The sequence below is a fragment of the Massilia sp. GER05 genome (genome assembly GCF_052056005.1).
GTDB classification, from domain to species: domain Bacteria; phylum Pseudomonadota; class Gammaproteobacteria; order Burkholderiales; family Burkholderiaceae_D; genus Telluria; species Telluria orientalis.
On record NZ_CP178858.1, the window covers coordinates 2,854,612 to 2,875,815 of the forward strand.

21 protein-coding genes and 2 pseudogenes are annotated in these 21,204 nt (G+C 66.5%); 12 read left to right on the forward strand and 11 right to left on the reverse strand.

Annotation, left to right across the window (positions count from 1 at the left end; genetic code table 11):
- The first annotated feature begins 1 nt into the window (after position 1).
- From sdhA to ACL58G_RS12755, 6 genes are all read left to right on the forward strand, one after another.
- Entirely contained in the window at positions 2-1,780 is a 1,779-nt protein-coding gene (gene sdhA / locus ACL58G_RS12730; RefSeq protein ID WP_413342142.1) for a succinate dehydrogenase flavoprotein subunit, read from the forward strand.
- A 112-nt stretch (positions 1,781-1,892) separates the two neighbouring features.
- Positions 1,893-2,603: a succinate dehydrogenase iron-sulfur subunit gene (locus tag ACL58G_RS12735; protein ID WP_413342144.1), complete on the forward strand. Its 711-nt coding sequence runs from the start codon at positions 1,893-1,895 to the stop codon at positions 2,601-2,603.
- Positions 2,604-2,754: 151 nt separating this feature from the next.
- Positions 2,755-3,021: an FAD assembly factor SdhE gene (locus tag ACL58G_RS12740; protein WP_036240314.1), complete on the forward strand. Its 267-nt coding sequence runs from the start codon at positions 2,755-2,757 to the stop codon at positions 3,019-3,021.
- Between the two features lie 63 nt (positions 3,022-3,084).
- Positions 3,085-4,386: a citrate synthase gene (gene gltA / locus ACL58G_RS12745; protein ID WP_413342146.1), complete on the forward strand. Its 1,302-nt coding sequence runs from the start codon at positions 3,085-3,087 to the stop codon at positions 4,384-4,386.
- Between the two features lie 91 nt (positions 4,387-4,477).
- A complete protein-coding gene (locus ACL58G_RS12750) occupies positions 4,478-5,014 on the forward strand; it encodes a dihydrofolate reductase family protein (RefSeq protein WP_440967186.1) in 537 nt (178 codons plus the stop codon).
- Positions 5,011-5,571, forward strand: coding sequence for a TetR/AcrR family transcriptional regulator (locus tag ACL58G_RS12755; RefSeq protein WP_440967188.1), 561 nt, complete (start codon positions 5,011-5,013; stop codon positions 5,569-5,571). The genes ACL58G_RS12750 and ACL58G_RS12755 overlap by 4 nt, the downstream gene beginning before the upstream one ends.
- On the opposite strand, the gene ACL58G_RS12760 is transcribed toward ACL58G_RS12755, so the two are convergent.
- Complete coding sequence (locus tag ACL58G_RS12760) at positions 5,558-5,836, reverse strand: glycosyltransferase (protein WP_440967189.1); 279 nt, start codon at positions 5,834-5,836, stop codon at positions 5,558-5,560. The genes ACL58G_RS12755 and ACL58G_RS12760 overlap by 14 nt on opposite strands.
- A 128-nt stretch (positions 5,837-5,964) precedes the next feature.
- On the opposite strand from ACL58G_RS12760, the gene ACL58G_RS12765 reads away from it, so the two are divergent.
- Entirely contained in the window at positions 5,965-6,771 is an 807-nt protein-coding gene (locus ACL58G_RS12765; RefSeq protein WP_440967191.1) for a nucleotidyltransferase domain-containing protein, read from the forward strand.
- Positions 6,772-6,842: 71 nt separating this feature from the next.
- Here the strand turns inward: ACL58G_RS12765 and ACL58G_RS12770 are convergent, their stop codons facing one another.
- Positions 6,843-7,094: a DUF3297 family protein gene (locus tag ACL58G_RS12770; protein ID WP_413341783.1), complete on the reverse strand. Its 252-nt coding sequence runs from the start codon at positions 7,092-7,094 to the stop codon at positions 6,843-6,845.
- A gap of 131 nt (positions 7,095-7,225) precedes the next feature.
- On the opposite strand from ACL58G_RS12770, the gene ACL58G_RS12775 reads away from it, so the two are divergent.
- The 3 genes from ACL58G_RS12775 (at position 7,226) to ACL58G_RS12785 (ending at position 10,384) form a co-directional block, all read left to right on the forward strand.
- Positions 7,226-7,708, forward strand: a complete 483-nt coding sequence (locus ACL58G_RS12775) for a nuclear transport factor 2 family protein (RefSeq protein WP_440967193.1) — start codon at positions 7,226-7,228, stop codon at positions 7,706-7,708.
- Positions 7,709-7,832: 124 nt separating this feature from the next.
- Complete coding sequence (locus ACL58G_RS12780) at positions 7,833-8,375, forward strand: heme NO-binding domain-containing protein (protein ID WP_440967194.1); 543 nt, start codon at positions 7,833-7,835, stop codon at positions 8,373-8,375.
- Positions 8,372-10,384, forward strand: a complete 2,013-nt coding sequence (locus ACL58G_RS12785) for a putative bifunctional diguanylate cyclase/phosphodiesterase (protein WP_440967196.1) — start codon at positions 8,372-8,374, stop codon at positions 10,382-10,384. The genes ACL58G_RS12780 and ACL58G_RS12785 overlap by 4 nt, the downstream gene beginning before the upstream one ends.
- Here the strand turns inward: ACL58G_RS12785 and ACL58G_RS12790 are convergent.
- The 4 genes from ACL58G_RS12790 to ACL58G_RS12805 are packed head-to-tail and all read right to left on the reverse strand — an operon-like array spanning position 10,376 to position 16,247.
- Positions 10,376-11,071 carry an SOS response-associated peptidase gene (locus ACL58G_RS12790; RefSeq protein WP_440967197.1) on the reverse strand — a complete coding sequence of 232 codons (696 nt, stop codon included), beginning with the start codon at positions 11,069-11,071 and terminating at the stop codon, positions 10,376-10,378. The two genes, ACL58G_RS12785 and ACL58G_RS12790, sit on opposite strands and share 9 nt — an antisense overlap.
- A 27-nt stretch (positions 11,072-11,098) precedes the next feature.
- Positions 11,099-13,207, reverse strand: a complete 2,109-nt coding sequence (locus tag ACL58G_RS12795) for a TonB-dependent receptor (RefSeq protein WP_440967198.1) — start codon at positions 13,205-13,207, stop codon at positions 11,099-11,101.
- Complete coding sequence (locus tag ACL58G_RS12800; RefSeq protein ID WP_440967199.1) at positions 13,204-14,400, reverse strand: MFS transporter; 1,197 nt, start codon at positions 14,398-14,400, stop codon at positions 13,204-13,206. The genes ACL58G_RS12795 and ACL58G_RS12800 overlap by 4 nt, the downstream gene beginning before the upstream one ends.
- Entirely contained in the window at positions 14,397-16,247 is a 1,851-nt protein-coding gene (locus ACL58G_RS12805) for an IucA/IucC family protein (protein ID WP_440967200.1), read from the reverse strand. Before ACL58G_RS12805 ends, ACL58G_RS12800 begins: the two co-directional genes overlap by 4 nt.
- A gap of 120 nt (positions 16,248-16,367) precedes the next feature.
- On the opposite strand from ACL58G_RS12805, the gene gluQRS reads away from it, so the two are divergent.
- Positions 16,368-17,261, forward strand: a complete 894-nt coding sequence (gene gluQRS, locus ACL58G_RS12810) for a tRNA glutamyl-Q(34) synthetase GluQRS (RefSeq protein ID WP_440967201.1) — start codon at positions 16,368-16,370, stop codon at positions 17,259-17,261.
- A 25-nt stretch (positions 17,262-17,286) separates the two neighbouring features.
- On the opposite strand, the gene ACL58G_RS12815 is transcribed toward gluQRS, so the two are convergent.
- Positions 17,287-17,883, reverse strand: a complete 597-nt coding sequence (locus tag ACL58G_RS12815; RefSeq protein ID WP_440967202.1) for a CHRD domain-containing protein — start codon at positions 17,881-17,883, stop codon at positions 17,287-17,289.
- 175 nt (positions 17,884-18,058) lie between these two features.
- Here ACL58G_RS12815 and ACL58G_RS12820 point away from each other — a divergent pair, with 175 nt between their 5' ends.
- The gene (locus ACL58G_RS12820; protein ID WP_440967204.1) at positions 18,059-19,021 is read left to right on the forward strand and encodes a hypothetical protein; all 963 of its coding nucleotides are present in this window, start codon (positions 18,059-18,061) and stop codon (positions 19,019-19,021) included.
- A gap of 3 nt (positions 19,022-19,024) precedes the next feature.
- Here the strand turns inward: ACL58G_RS12820 and ACL58G_RS12825 are convergent.
- From ACL58G_RS12825 to ACL58G_RS12840, 4 genes and pseudogenes are all read right to left on the reverse strand, one after another.
- Positions 19,025-19,511 (reverse strand): annotated as a pseudogene (locus ACL58G_RS12825) (DUF421 domain-containing protein).
- A gap of 84 nt (positions 19,512-19,595) precedes the next feature.
- Positions 19,596-20,303, reverse strand: a complete 708-nt coding sequence (gene arsH, locus ACL58G_RS12830; RefSeq protein ID WP_440967205.1) for an arsenical resistance protein ArsH — start codon at positions 20,301-20,303, stop codon at positions 19,596-19,598.
- 29 nt (positions 20,304-20,332) lie between these two features.
- Positions 20,333-20,719, reverse strand: a pseudogene (locus ACL58G_RS12835) (ArsB/NhaD family transporter); the annotation flags it as partial.
- Positions 20,719-21,198: an arsenate reductase ArsC gene (locus tag ACL58G_RS12840; RefSeq protein WP_440968025.1), complete on the reverse strand. Its 480-nt coding sequence runs from the start codon at positions 21,196-21,198 to the stop codon at positions 20,719-20,721. The gene ACL58G_RS12840 and the pseudogene ACL58G_RS12835, both read right to left, overlap by 1 nt.
- Positions 21,199-21,204: the final 6 nt, after the last annotated feature.

The window sequence follows — 21,204 nt, forward strand, 5'->3', positions numbered from 1 at the left end:
CGTGGCAGCAATCAACACCAACATCCCTGTCCGCCATTTCGACGTCGTCATCGTCGGCGCCGGCGGTTCCGGCCTGCGCGCGGCGCTGCAACTGTCCGAAGCGGGCCTGAACGTGGCCGTGCTGTCGAAAGTGTTCCCGACCCGCTCGCACACGGTCGCGGCGCAGGGCGGCATCGGCGCATCCCTCGGCAACATGAGCGAGGACGACTGGTACTGGCACATGTTCGACACCGTCAAGGGGTCGGACTACCTGGGCGACCAGGACGCCATCGAATTCATGTGCCGCGAAGCCCCGAAGGTCGTGTACGAGCTCGAACACTTCGGCATGCCGTTCGACCGCAACCCGGACGGCACGATTTACCAGCGTCCGTTCGGCGGCCACACCGCGAACTTCGGCGAGAAGCCGGTGCAGCGCGCCTGCGCCGCGGCCGACCGTACCGGCCACGCGCTGCTGCACACGCTGTATCAACGTAACGTCCGCTCGCGCACGCACTTCTTCGTCGAATGGCAGGCGCTGGACCTGGTCCGCAACGCCGACGGCGACGTCCTCGGCGTCGTCGCGCTCGAAATGGAAACGGGCGACGTCATGATGCTGCAGGCGAAAACGACCGTGTTCGCCACGGGCGGCGCGGGCCGTATCTTCGCCGCGTCGACCAACGCCTTCATCAACACCGGCGACGGCCTCGGCATGGCGGCACGTGCCGGCATCCCGCTGCAGGACATGGAGTTCTGGCAGTTCCACCCGACCGGCGTGGCCGGCGCGGGCGTGCTGATCACGGAAGGCGTGCGCGGCGAGGGCGGTATCCTCATCAACAGCAACGGCGAACGCTTCATGGAGCGCTACGCGCCGACCCTGAAAGACCTGGCGCCGCGCGACTTCGTCTCGCGCTCGATGGACCAGGAAATCAAGGAAGGCCGCGGCGTGGGCCCGAACAAGGACCACGTGCTGCTGGACCTGCGCCACATCGGCGCGGACACGATCCGCAAGCGCCTGCCGTCGATTCTCGAGATCGGCCACAAGTTCGCCAACGTCGACGCGACCAAGGAACCGATTCCCGTCGTCCCGACCATCCACTACCAGATGGGCGGCATCCCGACCAACATCCACGGCCAGGTCGTCACGCCTGACGGCACCGGTTCGCAAAAGGTCGTCAATGGGCTGTACGCGATCGGCGAATGCTCGTGCGTGTCGGTGCACGGCGCGAACCGCCTGGGCACGAACTCGCTGCTCGACCTCGTCGTGTTCGGCCGCGCGGCCGGCAACCACATCGTCGCGCAGAACCTGAAGGAGCAGGGCAACCGCGCGCTGCCGAAGGATTTCGCGGACTACGCGCTGGGCCGCCTGAACCGCCTGGAAAACTCGACCGGCGGCGAGAAGGTGCAGGACGTGGCCAACGCGATCCGCGCGACGATGCAGAAGCACTGCGGCGTGTTCCGCACCCAGGCGCTGATGGACGAAGGCGTCAAGGAAATCATGGCCCTGGACGAGCGCCGCAAGCACGTCTCGTTCAAGGACAAGTCGAAGGTGTTCAACACGGCGCGCATCGAAGCGATCGAGCTGGACAACCTGATCGAAGTGGCCAAGGCGACCGTCGTGTCGGCCGCGGCGCGCAAGGAATCGCGCGGCGCCCACGCCCACAGCGACTACGAGCAGCGCGACGACGTGAACTGGATGAAGCACACCCTGTTCTACTCGGAAGGCAACCGTCTCGATTACAAGCCGGTCGTGACCAAGCCGCTCACCGTCGACACGTTCAAACCGAAGCCCCGCACGTTCTAAGCACTTGTCCCGGTAGGGTGGGCGGCCCCCGCCCGCGCGTGACGTTCGCGGCTCGTTGGCGTCACGTGGGCACGGGGTGCTCACCCTACGATTAAAGAATATGAGGTAACACATGGCACGCACAGTCCACCTGAAGATTTACCGCTACGATCCGGACAAGGATTCGAAGCCCTATATGCAAGACGTCACCGTCGAGCTGAAAGACACCGACAAGATGCTGCTGGACGCGCTGCAGCGCATCAAGGCCGACGTCGACGACTCGCTGGCCCTGCGCCGCTCGTGCCGCGAAGGCGTGTGCGGCTCGGACGCGATGAACATCAACGGCAAGAACGGCCTGGCCTGCACGACGAACCTGAACGAGCTGACGCAGCCGATCGTGCTGCGTCCGCTGCCGGGCCTGCCGGTCATCCGCGACCTGATCGTGGACATGACCAACTTCTTCAAGCAGTACCACTCGATCAAGCCGTATTTGATCAACGACTCGATCCCGCCTGAAAAGGAGCGTCTGCAGTCGCCGGAAGAGCGCGAAGAACTCGACGGCGTGTACGAGTGCATCCTGTGCGCGTGCTGCTCGACGTCGTGCCCGTCGTTCTGGTGGAACCCGGACAAGTTCGTCGGTCCGGCCGGCCTGCTGCAGGCGTACCGCTTCATCGCCGACTCGCGCGACGAGGCGACCAACGAGCGCCTGGACAACCTGGAAGACCCGTACCGCCTGTTCCGCTGCCACTCGATCATGAATTGCACGGACGTGTGTCCGAAGGGTTTGAACCCGAACAAGGCCATCGGCAAGATCAAGGAATTGCTGGTACGCCGCGCGATCTGAGTAGGGTGGGCGGCCTCCGCCCACGCGTGACGCCTGCGACATGTTGGCTTCCGCGTGGGCTCGGGGAGCCCACCCTACAACCCAGTAAAACTACCGTACTGCCGGCATCCGGCAGCCGGAGTATAGTGTTGACCCAACAACGGACTCTAGTGTGAATACGCATCAATCCGACCCCGCCAACCGTGCCCGCCTGCGCTGGCGCGCCCGCCGCGGCCTGCTCGAGAACGACCTGATCCTCACGCGCTTCCTGGATGCGCATGAAGAAACCATGACGGACGAGGAAGTCGATGCGCTGACCCGTTTGCTGGACCTGGCGGATAACCCGCTGATGGACCTGCTGCTGGGGCGCGCCGAGCCCGAAGGCGAGGTCGACCTCCCGCACGTCCGCGCCCTGGTGGCGCGGCTGCGGCAAGCCTGAGCGAAACCGGAAGATTTCGTTTTATTTTGTCTTGTAGACTCACCTCCCAAAGAAGGAAGTGCCATGAACATCTCTGATACCAAAGCCACCCTGTCGTTCTCGGACGGCAGCCCATCGGTAGACATGCCGATCTACAAAGGCACGATCGGCCCGGACGTCATCGACATCCGCAAGCTGTACGGCCAGACCGGCAAGTTCACCTATGACCCTGGCTTCATGTCGACCGCCGCCTGCCAGTCGGCCATCACCTACATCGATGGCGACAAGGGCGAGCTGCTGTACCGCGGCTACCCGATCGAGCAACTGGCCGTCAACTGCGACTTCCTGGAGACCTGCTACCTGCTGCTGAACGGCGAACTGCCGAACGCCAAGCAGAAGGAAGAATTCGTCGCCACCGTGACCAAGCACACGATGGTCCACGAGCAGATGCAATTCTTCTTCCGCGGCTTCCGCCGCGACGCGCACCCGATGTCGGTGCTGGTGGGTACCGTCGGCGCCCTGGCGTCGTTCTACCACGACTCGCTGGATATCAACGATGCCAAGCAGCGCGAGATCTCGGCCATCCGCCTGATCGCCAAGCTGCCGACCCTCGTCGCCATGGCATACAAGTACTCGATCGGCCAGCCGTTCGTGTACCCGCGCAACGACCTGTCGTACAGCGCGAACTTCATGCGCATGATGTTCGGTAACCCGTGCGAAGAGTACAAGGTCAACGACGTCCTCGTCCGCGCCCTGGACCGCATCCTGATCCTGCACGCCGACCACGAGCAGAACGCATCGACCTCGACCGTCCGCCTGGCCGGTTCGTCGGGCGCCAACCCGTTCGCGTGTATCGCAGCCGGCATCGCCTGCCTGTGGGGCCCGGCACACGGCGGCGCGAACGAAGCCGCACTGAACATGCTGAAGGAAATCGGCTCGGTCGAGAACATCCCGGCCTTCATCGAGAAGGTCAAGGACAAGAACTCGGGCGTGAAGCTGATGGGCTTCGGTCACCGCGTGTACAAGAACTTCGACCCGCGCGCCAAGCTGATGCGCGAAACCTGCCACGAAGTGCTGAACGAACTGGGCCTGCAGGACGACCCGCTGTTCAAGCTGGCGATGGAACTGGAAAAGATCGCCCTGAACGACGACTACTTCGTGTCGCGCAAGCTGTACCCGAACGTCGACTTCTACTCGGGCATCGTGCAGTCGGCCCTGGGCATCCCGGTCTCGCTGTTCACCGGTATCTTCGCGATGGCCCGTACCATCGGCTGGATCGCCCAGTGGAACGAGATGATCGCCGATCCGGAACAGAAGATCGGCCGTCCGCGCCAGCTGTTCGTCGGTTCGACCGTCCGCGACGTGCCGACCATCGACAAGCGTTAATCGACCTGTCCCGTCGTCGGAAAGCGAGCCTGCGGGCTCGCTTTTTTTACGCCTTCGTATAAAATATACAGTGTATAAATAAGGAGACTTCATGACGACCGGACACGTATTCATCGCCACGAGCCTGGACGGCTACATCGCGCGCCCCGACGGCGACATCGGCTGGCTGCTCGCCCGCGACGAGCCGAACGAAGACCACGGCTACGATGCGTTCATCGCCGACAAGGACGCGATCGTGATGGGCCGCGGCAGCTACGAGAAGGTCGCGACGTTCGATCCCTGGCCGTACGACCGGCCGGTACTCGTGCTGTCGCGCCAACTGGCCGGTACGCCCGTTCCCGACCGCCTGCGCGGCAAGGTGCGTTTCGCGGACCTGTCACCGCCCGATGCCATGCGCGCCCTGGAGCAGGACGGCGTCCGCCGGGTCTACGTGGACGGCGGCCAGGTCGTGCAGGCATTCCTGCGCGCCGGGCTGATCGAGGACATGGTCATCACGACGGTGCCCGTCCTGATCGGAGCGGGCCGGCCGCTGTTCGGGGCACTCGCGGCCGACCGCGACCTGGCCCTCGTCGCCAGCCGCAGCTTCCCGTCGGGCCTCGTGCAATCCACGTACCGCGTGCTGCCATGACGCGCCCGCGCGGCCGGCCCGCGCGCGGGCAGGGCGTCACGCGCGACGCCATCCTGGATGCCGCGCTGGACCTGCTGGACGAGGATGGCGACGCCGGCCTGACGATGCGCGCGCTGGCGGCGCGGCTGGGCGTGACGCCGATGAGCCTGTATCACCACGTGACCGACCGCGCCGGGCTGTTGCGGGCGTTGTCGGACCGGTTGTATGGCGACGTGCTGCAAGGTGTCGACGCGGCCGCCGGTCCCATCGACGGGATCCGGACGCTGCTGACGCGCTATCACGACGCCGTCGTCGCGCACCCGCAGTTGACGCTCGCGATCTTTGCCGAGCCGGCGGCCTTCGCCGGCGCGAGCCGCGAGATCACGGACCGCCTGACCGCGCTGCTCGCGGCCGTCACGCCGGCGCACCTGCTGTGGCGCGATATCCTCGTCGACCACGCGCACGGCAGCGGCCTTGCGCTCATCGCCGCCCGCGCCGACGCGGCGCGCGTGGACGCGCTGCGGGAGGCGTACCTGCAGGCGCTGGACTGCCTGCAGGCGTCATTCAGTCGACGTTGACCAGGGACACCAGGCTGGCAAGGCCACCCGTCACGGCCGGCGTGTTCGAATTGTCGTACGCGATGACCTTGCAGCCGGCGGCCAGCGCTTCCACGATCGGGACGCAGAAGCCCGCGTGGCGGGCCGGCGGCACGAACACGTCGGCATCGCGCAGGATCCGTTCCTTGGCGTCTTCCGGTGCGTCGCCGTGCAGGCGCACGACGATGCGGTCGCCGGCATCGCGGGGCAGGTTGGTGGTCGCCGCGGGCATCATGGCGAGCAGCACCGGATCACGCTTCCGGACTGCGCGAATACAGCCGGATGAGGATATGTTGATGCGGGGCGCGCTACGAAAATCAGACATTTGCTGTTGTGTTGTCGGATAGGCTGTCAGTTTTGGATCTTCTTTCGATCATGCCTACTCATTATCCAAAGACGCTACCTGAAGCCCATCGAGCATTCATCGACGTGGCATTGCGTGTGTTACCAGAAGATTCCAGGATTCTTGGGTTAGCAGCCGCAGGCTCCTACCTGACCGATAATATGGATGAGTTCTCGGACCTGGACCTGGTCGTCATCACGGAGCCTGGCAAGCAGGATGAGGTATTGCGCGACCGTGTCGCGATCGCGCGAGAACTTGGCACCTACCTGGCAGGATTCACTGGCGAGCATGTCGGGGAACCACGCGTACTCATCACGTTGTATGGGTCGCCTTTGATACACGTCGATCTCAAGTTCGTTTCCTTGGCCGATGCGCATGTCCGGGTCGAGGAGCCCGCGGTTCTCTGGCAGAGGGACGAACGCGTTTCTGGCGCACTCTCGCAAGGTCGTGGCGTTTATCCTCAGCCAGACATTGCCTGGATCGATGAACGTTTTTGGATCTGGATGCACTACGGTGCGTCGAAGATCGGCCGCGGAGAAATTTTCGAGGCCATCGACATGATCAACTACGTCCGGTCCAATGTACTGGGTCCACTCGCACTACGCAGAGCGGGTGCCCGGCCTCAAGGAGTACGCAGGTTGGAAACTGCGGACCCGGACTTCGCAGCCGCATTGCGGGAAACGGTCCCCTCCTGTACGAAGGCGGACTGCCTGCGGGCGCTGCATGTCAGTGTCGACTTGTACCGCCAGTTGCGTGCCGATTACGCCAACCTGAAACGACATGAAGGCGTCGAGCAGGAAGTGTTGGCATATATGCAAAAAATTGGTATCGGAATGTAAGATGTGCCGAAAATGAAAAGGCCGCCGGATCGCCCCGGCGGCCTTGGCATGTCCACGTTATCGATGAATGGTCAGACGGCGTAATACGCCTCGACCGTACCTTTCAGCTTGATCAGCATCGGGCGGCCCTTGCGGTCCAGGGTTTTGCCGGCGGCGACCTTGATCCAGCCTTCGCTCAGGCAGTATTCCTCGACGTCCGTGCGTTCCTTGCCGTTGAAACGGATGCCGACCGGGTGCTTGAAGACTTCCGCGTCATGGTGCGGGCTCTTCGGGTCGATGGACAGGCGGTCGGGCAGGGGTGGGAGTTGGGTAGTATCGTTCATGGCGGGAATTATCCACGATTCCGCGCGCCCGCGCGAGCACCGCGTGCTCCGTCCCGGTGGACGCAATTGCACCATTTCGCTATGCTCGGCCGAAGTGCATCCGATCCTGGCCACATGAGGACATCAAGACCATGAAATCGCTCATCCTCGCCTGCTGCCTGTTCGTGGCCGGCCTCGCGCACGCCGCCGGCGTCGACCCGGCCCTCGCGCAGCAGGTCAATGCGTTCGTCGACGGCTGGCACGACGACGCCGCGCACGCGCGCATGCGCTACTTCGACAAGATGGCGCCGGACGGCGTCTATATCGGCACGGACCGCACCGAGCTGTGGCAGCGCGACGCGTTCCGCGAGTGGGGCCGCAAGTACTTCGAGGGCAAGCAGGCCGCGTGGGTCTTTCATCCCACGCGGCGCAATGTCTACGCGACGGCGGATGGATCGATGATCTGGTTCGACGAATTGCTCGACACGGAAAACATGGGCCATTGCATGGCCAGCGGCGTCATCCGCAGGACGCCGGCCGGGTTCGAGATCGTGCATTACCAGCTGTCGCTGGCGGTGCCGAACGAGGCGGCGAAGAAGGTGATCGAGGTGGTGAAAACGGCCGAATCAAGGTAGATAGCGCACTATTCACTGTGGATATCCCGTAGAGAGCGCATTAAGGATTGATTTAGTTCGATTGTATTATTAATATAATTCAACAGAAATAATCATTTCGGCAATACGGCACGACGGGAGCGCAGTGAAAGGTATCGTTTTTAATTTGTTGGAAGAGGCCGTCAGCAGCACATACGGCGACGCCGCGTGGGATCGGCTGCTCGATGCGGCAGGACTGGAAGGCGCCTATACATCGCTCGGCAGTTACGACGACGCCGAGATTGCGGCCCTGGTGCGTGCGGCAGCGGACGCCCTGGACATACCGGAAGATACCGTGTTGCGCTGGTTTGGACGCAGGGCGATGCCGCTGCTGGCGCGGCGTTACCCGGTGATCTTCGACAGCCATGCGAACGTGCGCAGTTTCCTGCTGAGCCTGAACAACATCATTCATCCCGAGGTCTGCAAGCTCTATCCCGGCGCGCGGATGCCCGTCTTCGCTTTCGATACGAGCGTCGCCGGCGTGCTGAAGATCGGCTACGACTCCCCCCGCCGCTTGTGTGCGCTTGCCGATGGGTTCATGCACGGCGCCGCCACGCTTTTCGGCGAGCGGATCGAGCTCGAACAGCACGAATGCATGCACCGCGGCGATCGCCGCTGCGAGTTCCACGTGCGCTTCGAGCCGGCATGAACGGGCTCGACAATGCGGAAGCCGCGGCGGAGATCGCCCGCCTCCAGCGGCGCGTGCGGCGCGAAGCGGCCGCGCGCCATGAAGCCGAGGCGATCGCCGAGCGGGGCCTGCGTGATTTGTACCAGCGGCAGCAAGAAATTGCCCTGCTGGAGAGTATCGCGGTGGCCGCCAACGAGGCGGACGACGTCCATGCCGCGATGGCGCGCGCGCTCGAGGCAATGTGTCGCTATGCGAGTTCGCCCCTCGGCACCCTGTGGCTGGTGTCGGGGCCGCGAGGGCAGCAGCGGCTCAACGCCACCGGCATCTGGTATGACGAGGCTGCGCGCAACGGGGCCAGTCCGGTCCAGGAACTGCGAACGCGCACCGACGCCGACATGTTCGCGCCCGGCGTCGGGCTGCCAGGGCGGGTCGCGCTGAGCGGCAGGCCGGAATGGGTGGCCACCGATGGCACGGGCACGGTCGAGCTGCCGCGCCTGCCACTGATCGTCGGCGCGGGGTTTGCTTCGCTCGTCGCGTTTCCGGTGATGATCGCCAGCGAAGTGGTCGCGGTGGTCAAGTTTTTCAGCCGCAAGCGCGAGGCGCCGGACGAATCGCTGCTGCGCCTGATGGCCCAGGTCGGCACGCAGCTCGGCCGCGTGTTCGAGCGTTGCCGCGCGCGGGACAAGCTCATGCACAATGCGCTGCACGATCCCCTGACGCAGCTGGGCAACCGCAGGCTGTTCCTGGAACGTCTCGAGCACCTGCTGCAGCGTACGCGGCGCAAGCCGGGCGACCATTTCGCCGTGCTGTTCGTGGACCTGGACCGCTTCAAGTCGATCAACGACGGCCTGGGACACCAGTGCGGCGACCAGTTGATCATCGCTGCGGCCCGGCGACTGTCGGCCTGCCTGCGCCAGAACGACATGGTGGCGCGCGATGTCGCGTTCGCGCACGAGCACCTGGTCGCGCGTCTCGGCGGCGATGAATTCGTGATCCTGCTCGACCAGGTCGGCAGCGCCGAACATGCGATCCTGGTTGCGGAGCGCATCATGAGCGTGCTGGCCGAACCCTTCGACGTGGCCGATCAGCGCGTGTTCGTGACCGCCAGCGTGGGCATCACCCTGAGCGCGACCGGCTACGCCCACGTCGAGGACATCGTGCGCGATGCCGACATCGCGATGTACCACGCCAAACGCACCGGGCGCGCGCGCTGGATGATGTTCGACCAGGCCATGCAGCGGGCTGCCGTGAGCCGCCTGCGGATGGAAGCCGATCTGCGCTACGCGATGGACCGCCGGGAGTTCTTCCTGGAGTACCAGCCGATCGTTGCCCCGCTCGACGGCCGGGTGCGCGGTTTCGAAGCCCTGCTGCGGTGGCGCCATCCGGTACATGGCCTCGTGCCGCCGGCCCGGTTCATCCCGATCCTCGAAGAAACCGGCCTGATCGAGCCGATCGGCGCATGGGTGCTGGGGGAGGCGTGCCGCCAGCTGCGCGACTGGCAGCAGGCCTTCGACATGCACCTGACGATGAGCGTGAACGTGTCGGCGGTCCAGTTCACGGACGAGGGCCTCGTCGGCGTGGTGACGCATGTGCTGGCCGAGACGGGCATCGCGCCCGCCACGCTCAAGCTCGAGCTGACCGAAACCGCCGTGATGGCGGACGCCGAAAGGGCACTGGCCGCGTTCGCGCAATTGAAGGCGCTGGGCGTGCGGGTCAGCCTGGACGATTTCGGCACCGGCTACTCGTCGCTCAGCTACCTGCGCCGCCTGCCGATCGACACGCTGAAGATCGACCGCTCGTTCGTCAGCAAGCTCGATTGCCACGACGACAAGCGCCAGATCGTCGAGGTGGTCCTGACGCTGGCCCGCGCGCTCGGCATGGACGTGGTGGCGGAAGGCGTGGAGACCGAAGCCGAGCTGGCGCTGTTGCGCGAGATGGGCAGCGACCTCGTGCAGGGCTATTATTACTACCGCCCCCTTGCTACGGAGCCCGCCACGCGGGTACTGGCCGGGCAGTTCGGATCAGAATAACTCGAGGTTCTGCGGCGCCGACGGCGGCGGCGATTTCTTCACGGGCGTCTTCGGCGCAGCCCATGCCTTCATCTCTTCCGCCGGATAAGGCCGCAGGAAGCTGTGCGCCAGCTCCGGATCGCGGCAGTGCAGCCACGCGTCGACGTCGCTCGGCGGCAGCACGACGAGCGCGCGCTTTTCGTCGTCGGGCTTGTGGAAGCGCCGCATCAGCGGATGATCGTCCGCGTTGATCGTGATCTGCGTGAACGACGCCGCGATCGTCCCGTCGGCCTCCGACCACTCGCGCCACAGGCCCGCCACGAAGAACACGCCGTCGTCCCGCATGCCGATGCCGAAGCGTTCGGCGCGGCCGCTCTCGTAGTTGGGCTCATAAAAACAGGTCATCGGCACGGCGCACAACTGGGTACGGCGCCAGGCCGGGGCGAACGAGCGCTTTTCGCCCAGCGATTCGGCGCGCGCGTTCATCGTGTCGAACGGTTTGACACCGGCCGGGATGTGGCGGCGCGGGACCATGCCGTAGCTCGCGAGCTGCAGCACGCGTTCGCCGTCCGGCCCCGCGCGCACGATCGGGGCCGTGTAATCCTTCCACGTTTCGCTGGGCCAGTCCCAGTCGCGGTACAGGTCGACGAGGGTGCCGAGCACCATGTCGAGTTGTTCGGGCAGCGGGGGGCGGTAGTTGACGCACATGGCGCTAGTTTGACATAAAAACGCCCTTTAAAAGCGGTAGCGCGCGCTGACCAGTACCGTGCGCGGCTCGCCCGGCATGTTGTAGTCGTTGGCGCCACTGTGCGCGGACACGAAATAAGTCCGGTTGAGCAGATTGCGCACCGTGACCGTGACGTCGACCTTGCCGCTGTCGTAGCCGGCGCCGAGCTGCAGGACGCCATAGCCCGGCAGTGTCGTCAGGTCGTCCGGCGACGCATAGCGGCTCGATTCCGCGCGGCCGCCGGCGGCGACCCAGAAGTGGCCATCGAGGCGGTGCTTGATCCATGCGTTGAACGTGTGGCGCGGCGTGAGCGCGGCCGTGTTGCCTTCGAACGGCTTGCCGGCGGACGTCAGCTCCGTCGAGTCCTCGATGGTGCCGCGCATGTTCGCATAGCCGGCGATCGCATCCCAGCCCGGCGCGATCTCGCCCATGAAGCTCAGTTCCAGGCCGCGCGTGCGCTGGCGGCCGACGGGCAACGAGAAGTTCGTGTTGGCCGGATCGGCGACCTGGATGTTCGATTGGGTCATGTCGAACAGCGCCGCGGTCAGGCTCGAACGGGCACTGAGGTCGAGCTTCACGCCCGCTTCCTTGTTGACGGTCTGCGTGGGCTTCAACGTGTCGCTGTTGGCGCGGAACGTGAACGAGTCCGCGATCGGCTGGAACGAGCGGTTCCACGAGGCGTAGACGGCCACGCGGCTCGCGGGCTGGTACACGGCGCCCAGGCGCGGCGACCAGGTGTCGTCCGTGCGCTGCAGGTCGATGTTCTTCGCCGTGCGGTCGTCGCGGTCCTGCTTCAGGCGGTCGTAGCGCACGCCGGCCAGGACTTTCCATTCCGGCGTCAGCGCCACGAGGTCCTGCAGGTACAGGCCAGCGATGTCGACGCGGTTTTGGTTATCCGCGCCGGGTGCGACGCTATCCGGCAGCACCGGCAGGTCGACGAGCACGGGGTGGAACAGGTTGTACGTCGCCACGTTGTTGCGCGAGCGGAGCACCTCGCTCTTGTTCTGGCGGCCGAGTTCCACGCCGTACAGCAGCTTGTGGTTCGTCGTGCCCCAGTCGACGGTCTGGGAGAGTTCGTTCTGCAGGTAGCGGCCGTCCTCGTCGCGCAGGCGGTGGCTCTGGCCGATGGAGACGGTCGGGTTGGCGCCGTCCTTGATGGTACCGATCGACGTGTAGTTCCGGTCGAGCGCGTAGTCGTACGCGCGCAGCACCGTATGCAGCTTCAGGTCGGGCGTGAACGCGTGGTCGAGCGTCGCGGTGGCGCTTTTCACGTCGCTCTGCACGAAAGCGCGCGCGGTGGCGTTCGCGGCGCCGAAATAGGTCTCGACCGGCACGGCGACGGGACGGCCGTGGTAGCTGGGCACGCCCTGGTCGGCCAGGCGCTTGTCGTGCAGGTAGTCCGCTTGCAGGGTCAGCGTCGTGGCGGGCGACAGCTTGAACGTGGCCGACGGCGCGAGGGCCTGGCGGCGCAGGAAGTAGCGGTCGCGGAAACCGGTCGAGTCTTCGACCGCACCCGTCATCCGGAACAGGGCGCCCTTGTCGTCGTTGGCCGCGCCGACGTCGAACTCGCCGCGGCGCTGTCCGTGCGAGCCGAGCGTGACGCCCGCCTCCAGCAGCGGATTCGCGAGCGGCTTCTTCGTCACGCGGTTGACGAGACCACCCGCCGAGCCGCGGCCATACAGGACGGAAGCCGGCCCCTTGAGCACTTCGACGCGTTCGATGTTGGAGAGGTCGCGGAAGTACAGCGCGTCGTCGCGCACGCCGTCCACGAACTGGTCGCTGATCGCCGAGAAGCCGCGGATCGTCACCTGGTCGCGCTGGCCGTCGCCGACGGAGAACGACAGGCCCGGCACGTTCTGCAGCGCGTCCTGCAGCGACAGCGCGTTCTGGTCGTGCAGCACGACGGCCGGCACCACGTTGACGGTCTGCGGAATGTCGCGCAGCGGCACGTCGATCTTGGTGGCGGTGTTGGTCTCGGTGATTTCGTACGAGCCGGTGTCGATCTTCCGGTCGCGGATGACGACTTCCGGCATCGCGGGTTCTTCGGCACGGACCGGCGTCCACACGCTGCAGGCGAGGGCGACGAGGCAGGGGAGGGGGCGCAGTACTTGTTTCATGATGTTCCTGTTGTTGTTTGAAGGTGTTGGAAATCGGACGACCGGGTCCGGATCGCGCGCATGCCGATGGCGGCAACGGCGTACAGCAAGACGACGGTCCAGAACATGGCCGACAGCGGCACCCACGCGAGCGCAAGGCCGCCCGCGCCGGCGCCGACGAGCGCGCCGGCCTTGGCGGCGCCGTTGCCGGCGCCGAGCACGCGGCCCTGTTGGTCGTCCGCCGCTGCGCGCGAGAGCAGGCCGTAAAAGACGGGCAGCAGCGCGGCGAGGCACACGCCCCACAGCACGCGCGCCAGCACGAACACGGCGATGTTCGTCGCGAGGGCCTGCACCGCGACGATGGCGACGCAGGCCCAGAGAATCCATTCGACCTGCGCGAGCACGCGTGCATGCGCCAGGTGCGCGAAGCGCCGGGCCCAGAACGGCGCGGCCACGCACAGGCCGAGCGCCGTGCCGGCATAGCACAGGCCCGTCACGCGGTTCGATACGTGCAGGACTTCGTCGGCATACAGGCCGAAGAACGTCTGCGGCATCATCTTCCCGGCCTGCACCAGCACGATACCGAGCAGCAGGCCATGCAGCCCGGCCGGCAGCGCCGCCTTCCGCTCTCGCACGCCGGAGGACCGCGTGGCCAGCGGCGCGACGGCCGGCAGGACAAACGAGGCCAGCGCCGCGCACAGCAGGCACGCCGCACCGGCCCACACGTTCACGCTGGTAAAACCCTGGGCATCGAACAGCCAGCCACCGATCACCGGACCTGTCACGGAGCCGATGGCCGTCGCGGCCTGCAACTGCGACATCAGTGCGCCGCGCGCCGCGCGCGTCACGAGCCGCGCGCCATAGGCCTGAGCCGCCGCGATATAGCCGGCGAGGGCGCCCTGCAGCAGGCGCACGGACAGGATGACGGCCACGCTGTCCGTCGCCGCGATCCACCACTGCGTGGCCGCCAGCGCGAGCAGCGCGCGCAGCAGCATCGGCTTGTGGCCGACCCTGTCGCCGAGGCGGCCCCACCACGGCGTCGTGCACATCGCCATGGCCATCGGGCCCGCGTAGGCGATGGCGCTGACCCACGCCAGCGCGTGCGGCGACAGCTCGCCCACGCGGCGCAGGTGCAGGGGCCAGAACGGGCCGCTCATCTCCATGGCGCCCATCGCCACGAGCTGCAGCGCGAACAGCCAGCGCGTGGTGGTCATGCGAGCGGATTGGGCATGGTGCCGTGCACGTCGTCCTGCGTATCGGACAGGCGCATGCGCAGGAACGCTTTCGCGGGCCACTCGTGCTCCAGCAGCGCCGCGCGTTCGGCGTGCCAGCGGGCCGCGTCGACGCGGCCGCGCAAGGCCGTGAACACGGCGTCGATCTCGCGCCGCAGGACGTCCCAGAACGGATGCTCGGGATGGCCGTACGCGCGCGCCAGCAGCAGCGCCAGTTCGGACAGGTGGCACAACAGCACGGCGTGCAGCAGCTTGTCGCGCACGGGGCCGTCGTCCTCGTACACGGTGGCGCCGGCGCGGTAGGCGTCGATCGCGAGGCCCGCGCCGCGCAGGGTGGGGCCGTGGATGCGCAGGTCGCCGAAGTCGCGCGCGAGCAGCTGCACGGGCGCGTAGTCCGCGTCGAGCATGACGAAGCTGTTCTGCTGGTGCGCTTCGAACGCGATGCCGTACACGAGATACGCGGACAGCAGAGCCGTCAGCACGGTGCGCGCGTGGCGCTCGAAGTACGCGACGGCGCCTGCGGCATGGTCGCCGTATGCGAGCGCGACGGCCTCGGTGACGAGCGGCCGGCCGCTGAACGGCGATTCCGCGAACAGGGCACCGACGGGGACCGGGAAGCGTGCGCCGTCCGCCTTCGCCATCGGATTGGCGCGATACAGGATCGCCAGGTGGCGCGCGCGGTCATCGATGCCGTCCGGGTCGAGGTAGTAGAGGCCGACATCCTCGCGCACGATGTCGAGCGTGCCGCCGAAGCCCGCTTCGGCGTCGAGGATCGTTGCGAGCAGGCGCGTGATGCGCGGTCCCATCACGGCGGACTTCGGCGACACGGTCCGCTGTACGCTCGTCAGGCGCAGCGACACCGGCAGCTTCAGGTGCGGCAAGGCCGGCGAGCCGGCCGGGACGACGGTGCGGAACGACATGGTCGGGGTCGCGTCGAGCGCCACGTCGTCCGGCAGCAGCAGGTCGCCGCGCGCGATCTCGGCCGCGAATTTTTCCGGAATCACCCTGCCGGCCTGGAAGGGATGCAGCGGCAGCGGGAGCCAGTCGGAAGGCGACTTGCCCAGCGCCGCCAGGGCGACTTTCCAGCGTAGCAGCGGCTGCGGGAAGTGCCGGCCGAACCACGCGAGGTAATCGCCGTCGCCGGTCGAGAAGGTGACGTGCGCCTTGTCCACGCGGATCGCGGCCAGCGGCACGGCCAGCGTCGGCTGGAATTCCGGCGACAGGGCCGTGACCTCGTCCGCGGACAATCCCAGCTTGGTCTTGAACGTGGGATGCCACGGATGGCCCAGCGTGCCCCATTGCTCCAGCAGCAGGGCGGGATTCGCATGGCCGGACTTGCGCAGCGCGGCGATGAAATGGGTGTCGGCCTTACCCAGTTCGGCGCGCAGCGCCCGCGCCCAGCCGCGGCGGTAGCCGAGGCACAGCACGTCGTTGGCGAGGCTGTTGTCGAGTTCGTGGATGAGCCGTTGCAGGTCCGCGCCCTGGCCCGGCAGGGAGGGCGCCACGCAGGCCAGCAGCGCGGCCGCGTGCACGACGGGCTGCGGCCGTTCCCCGGTCGCGTAGTACGACACGCCCCCGGCCAGCCGGCAATCGCCGATGCGGCCGAGGCTCAGGCCCTCGAAACGCAGCATGCCCTGTTGCGCCCACAGCGGCAGCCACGATACCGCGCCCTCCGTGATCAGCTGGTCCCGGTTCAGGAGGCGTTCGCGGAACAGGGCTTGCAATGTTCTCTGCAGGCTGCGCCGGCGGGCGTCGGACGAGGCCAGCTCGGCGGCAACGGCGTCCAGGGCGTGATCGACGGGGTTGAGCAGTTTCGGTATCGCGTTCATCGGCTTGCCTTCTCAATAACGACGGGAACGCAGCATAACGTAAACGCGAATCATTCTCAATACGATTCTCAATATTGCCCGATATGGATCAAGGCAGGGGCGTATGTTATGGTTGCGCCGATGAACACCCGATCCAACGGCGGCTACGTCGGCCGCTTCGCTCCATCGCCCACGGGCCCGCTGCACGCGGGGTCGTTGGTCGCCGCGCTGGCCAGTTATCTGGATGCGCGCGCCCACCACGGCACCTGGCTGATCCGCATCGAAGACATCGACGAGGGCCGCAGCGTGCCCGGCGCCGCCGCGGAGATCCTCGACCTGCTGCACCGGCTGGGCATGGAGTCCGACCGCGAGGTCGTGTGGCAGAGCCGCCGCAAGCACTTGTACGAGGCCGCGTACGACCGCCTCGCCGGCCACGTCTACCCGTGCGGCTGCAACCGCCGCGAGATCGCCGATTCGCGCCTGGGCGTCGCGCCCGACGGCGCCGCCATCTACCCGGGCACGTGCCGCCACGGCCTCGCGCCGGGCCGCAGTCCGCGCAGCCTGCGCCTGCGCGTGCCGGAGGCGGACGCGGACGTGATCACGTTCCAGGACCGCGTGGCCGGCGTCGTCACGCAGCGGCTGGCCAGCGAGTCGGGCGATTTCGTCTTGAAACGCGCGGATGGCTACTGGGCTTACCAGCTGGCCGTCGTCGTGGACGATGCGGAGCAGGGCGTGACGGACGTCGTGCGCGGCGCCGACCTGCTCGATTCCACGCCGCGCCAGATCTTCCTGCAGCGGCTGTTGAACGTGGCGACGCCGCGCTACCTGCACGTGCCGGTGGTGCGCAATGCGAATGGCGAAAAACTGTCGAAGCAGACGGGGGCGCTGGCCGTGCGGCCGGGGGACGAAGAAGCTGCAGTGGCCGCGTTGCGGCAATCGGCGGGGTTTCTCGGGCTGGAAGTGGGCGAGCCAGGGTCGCTGGAAGCATTCTGGCGGGTCGCGGTGCCCGCGTGGGCGGCGTTGCATGTAAGTTGATGCCTCCCCGCATCAACCATCCACCTCACACCATCGGCCGTCTCCGGCTCATCCACATCAACCCGGCGAGACCCACGGCCAGCATCGACCACTCGGCCGTCTCCGGCACGGGCGGTGCGGCCACCAGCCAGCCGCGGAGTTCCCCGTTCGGATAGAGACTCGTGTGGATGTTGACGTAGGCCTCGTTGGCGTTGATGGCGTCGATGAGGGCCGTTTCGGCACTCGACGCCGTGCCGCCGTGCGTGCTCACGAAGGCGGGATCGTAGGACATCGCGTCATCCAGCTGGATGGCCTTGCTGTAGGTGCCCGCGGTGACACCCATCGGGAAGTCCTGGAACGGCACCGCCACGGGTGCCACGCCCGTGAAGGCCGTGCCGGTGCAGCAATGGATATGGGCATCCGTGGTGGTGCCGTCCAGGTCGCGGAACGGCATGTCGACGAACATTTCCTTCCCGCCCAGGTCGATCGTCACGAGGCTGGTGCCGGGCGAGGGGTTGGGCGGGCTTTCCAGCGCACCGCTGGCGACGGCCCGATAGCTCGGGTCGGCCGGCGCGGCGCCGGCGGGCACGGCGACGGCGGTGGATGCCGCTGCCAGTGCGAGTACGGACAGAACACGTTTCATGGAGTACCTCCTGTTAAACAAAAGTCCTGCGCGCACCCCGTCCTGGGGTGCTGACTAAAAACTTAGCACTGAAGACATGGGCGGCCTCACACCATACGGTTGAGATAGTGCCCGCGGGCGACTGAGATTAGGAAAGCTTGGCATAATCGGCAACTGATCCTAATTGACCCCATTCATGCACTATCTTTACAGCATCTTTACGCTTCTCACTATTTCCTCCGTCGCCCACGCCCAGGACGCGTCCCTGCTGGCCGGTGCCATGCGCGCCGACACGGATGCCGGCAATACCTCGTTCGCGGTCAACGTCGGCTATACGCAGCACCTGCACAAGTACTTCTCGGTGAGCGCCGATTACCTGAACGAAGGCCATCCGAAGCTCCACCACCGCGACGGTCTCGGCGCCCAGCTGTGGGCGCATACGGCCGTCCCGCAACGGGGCTGGTCGTTCGGCGCCGGCTTCGGTCCCTACTATTACTTCGACACGACGACGGGCAATGGCTCCCTGGGCGACTACCGCAACGAGCACGGCTGGGGCCAGCTGATGAGCGTGAACGCGGTCTACCACCTGCATTCGCGCGCCTACGTCGAGGCACGCCTGTCGCATACGCACGGCATCACGTCGCACGACAGCTCGATGCTGATGGTCGGCATGGGCTACGAACTGGGCAGCGTGCCGCGCCCGATCCGGCTGGAAAACGCCGACCGCGGCGACAACCTCGTCATGCTGCTCACGGGGCGCTCGATCGTGAACAGCTTCAAGTCGGAGACGTCGACGTCGACGGGCCTGGAGTATCGGCGCACGTTCACGCCGAATGTCGAGGGCAGCGTCATCCTGATGAATGAAGGGAAGGTGGACGCGGCCAAGCGCAAGGGCGTCTCGGCCCAGGTGTGGCTGCTGCGCCCGTTCACCGAGCGCACCGTGCTGGAGATGGGCTTCGGCGCCTACGCCATGCGCGACCAGCTCGACCGCACCGATCCCCACGCGGCGCGCGAGAACCACGTGGCGCCGATCGCGTCGATCGGCATGCGCTACCGCATCGACGACCATTGGCGCGGCCAGCTCACGTGGAGCCGCGTCATCACGAATTACGAGCGCGATTCCGACGTGTTCCTGCTCGGCGCCGGCTACGCGTTTTGATGGTCAGGTGCGCACCGGATCCGTGGCCAGCGGCCGCTTCATGATCGTGATGCTGCCGTCGGCCTCGAGGAAGGCGCACTGCATCTCGTGCTGCGCGCAATCGGCCTGGCGCAGGGCCTGCCGGACGTCCGACTCGCCCACGCGATTGCGGCGCAGGACCTTGTCGAAGAACACGCCATCGCGGCCGATGAGCAGCGAGTCGCCGTCCAGCAGGGATTCCATGCGATGGCTGGTGGCTGCAAGCATCCCGATACCCGCGTTCAGCACGATCAGCGTGGCCGCGATGATCAGGCCGCCGCTGACGGAATCGTCGCCGCCCGACAAGCCGTTCGACACGGCTTCCGACAGCAGCATCACGACGAGCAGGTCGAACGGCGTCAGCTGGCTGATCGTGCGCCGTCCGGAACAATCGCACCATGACGAGCAGGGCAACATAGACCAGCGCGCCCCGCGCAACAAATTCCCACCAGGGAAGATCCATATCGAACATAGCGGCCTCTCCGGAATGCAGCGGATGCATCCATCGTAATGACGGGGCCGGCGGTCGACTGTTCGCTGGGGAACGTTGTGCGCCCTACAGCTTGCCGATCTGGCGGTCGATGGCCTTGCGCGCCCGTTCGCTGCGTTCGCTGTAGCGGTCGGTCAGGTAGTCCGTGCGGCCGCGCAGCAGCAGCGTGAATTTGTAGAGTTCCTCCATCACGTCGACGAGGCGGTCGTAGTAGGCGGACGGGCGCATGCGGCCGGCGTCGTCGAATTCCTTGTACGCCATCGGCACCGACGACTGGTTCGGGATCGTGAACATGCGCATCCAGCGCCCCAGCAGGCGCAGCGTGTTGACCACGTTGAACGATTGCGAACCGCCGCAGACCTGCATCACGGCAAGCGTGCGTCCCTGGCTGGGCCGCACCGCGCCCTGTTCGAGCGGAATCCAGTCGATCTGGTTCTTCATGACGGCCGTGACGGCGCCGTGGCGTTCCGGGCTGCACCACACCTGGCCCTCGGACCACAGGCATAGTTCGCGCAGTTCCACGACCTTCGGATGCGTCTCCGGCACGCTGCCGACCATCGGCAACTCCATCGGATCGAAGATCTTCACGTCGGCGCCGAAGTGTTCGAGGATGCGTGCCGCCTCGTACGTGAGGAAGCGGCTGAACGAGCGCTCGCGCAGCGAGCCGTACAGCATCAGGATGCGCGGCGGATGATCGAGGCTGCCGACGGGTTCCAGCTTGGCTTGGGTGGGCAGGTCGAGGCGTTCGAAATCGATGTTGGGCAGGTTGTCCATGATGGGTCGTGTCAGGAAAGCCGCAGCGCCAGCGCGGCCAGCGTCACGAGCAGGATCGGCGTGAGGATCAGCGCCGCGCCATCGTTCGCGAATAGCGCCGCGACGGCCGCGCCGAGCAGCACCAGCAGCACGAACAGCCGCCGGCCGTACCCGCCGCCCCAGCGCGCCACGTGCAGCGCGGCCCATTCGAAGAACCCGGCGCGGTCGAGCAGCAGGCTGATGACGATGATGGCCACGAACGCGCCGGTGGCGTTCCAGACGATGTGCCAGACGACCGGGATGTCGTCCACGCGGATCACGCCCGCGAGCAGCGCGACGGCGGCGCCGGCGGCGGCGCTCCAGCCGATGCCGAGACCGCGCGGCTGCCAGATGACGAGGACCAGCGTGGCGAGGAAGATGAGCAGCGCCGGCAGCATCACGGTGCGAGGCTGCCGATGCGATCAAGTTCCGCCTTGAATGCGGCGCGGTCGCCGGCCAGCCGGTCGAGCGGCAGCGCCAGGAAGGCCTCGATGCGGGCACGCAGGATCGCGTAGGCCTGCTCGAACGCGGCGCCGATCTCGTCCTCCGTGCCGGTCACGTGGCTCGGATCCTCCACGCCCCAGTGCGTGCGCAGCACTTGGCCGAGGTACGCCGGACACGTTTCGCCGGCGGCGCTGTCGCACACGGTGACGACGATGTCCGGCGTGACGGGGAGAATGTCCCACGACTTGCTGTAGTAACCCTCGGTCGGGATGCCCTTGGCGGCCAGCAGGGCGAGCGCCCGTGCGTTCAGCCGGCCGGCCGGGTGGCTGCCGGCGCTGATGGCGTGCCAGCCGGCGGGTGCCAGGTGGTTGAAGACGGCTTCGCTGATGAGCGAGCGGCAGGAGTTGCCGGTGCAGAGGAAGAGTACGTTCATGGTCAT